The 595-nt window shown below is 38.3% G+C and carries 2 pseudogenes; one reads left to right on the forward strand and one right to left on the reverse strand.

From position 1 onward, the window contains the following. Positions 1 to 285: pseudogene (locus tag RR876_RS17115) on the reverse strand (hypothetical protein); the annotation flags it as partial. A gap of 120 nt (positions 286 to 405) precedes the next feature. Between RR876_RS17115 and RR876_RS17120 the strand changes: the two are divergent. Continuing rightward, positions 406 to 595 (forward strand): annotated as a pseudogene (locus RR876_RS17120) (SAM-dependent methyltransferase); the annotation flags it as partial.

Genomic DNA, 595 nt, shown 5'->3' on the forward strand with positions numbered 1-595 from the left:
GCCCCCCATTGAACCACCATAGCCCACAATATTTTTATATTGATTTAAAATGGGTTGTAGCTGTTCCAATAATGCAGACATGCTTGATGCAGGAAACCATGACTTTTGTTTCGGCATAATGCCAACGACAGCATAGTCATATTTCATCAATGATTTTTCAGCATTGATGGAAAGCCCTTTGGCACGTGTGATCAAATCACCAAATGAGAGAACTAAAGTATTTGAATTGCCTGGTAAATAGATCGCTCTAATATGATCATCTTCAAAAATTATTTGCTTATCCATTCGCAACACCGAGCTTAGGCTCTCTGATTTTAGCTAAAATTAAATAAATAGACTGCTTGCCTATTCATTGCATCAAGTGTCATATTTTATAGAATCTGATCAGATAAAAAAGCGCAAAATATGACACATTCCTTACATCCTGCTGCTCAAAAAGGTTTCAGTTCTGCCGCTGAACTTTATCAACAAGTGCGTCCCGATTATCCACAAGACGTGGTCAACTGGCTCAAAGAAGATTTAGAACTCAATGCCCATTCCAATGTCGTTGACTTGGGCGCGGGTACTGGAAAGTTCCTACCTTATTTAAAACAAA

The sequence above is a fragment of the Acinetobacter sp. genome, from assembly GCF_036666595.1.
Classification (GTDB): Bacteria; Pseudomonadota; Gammaproteobacteria; order Pseudomonadales; family Moraxellaceae; genus Acinetobacter.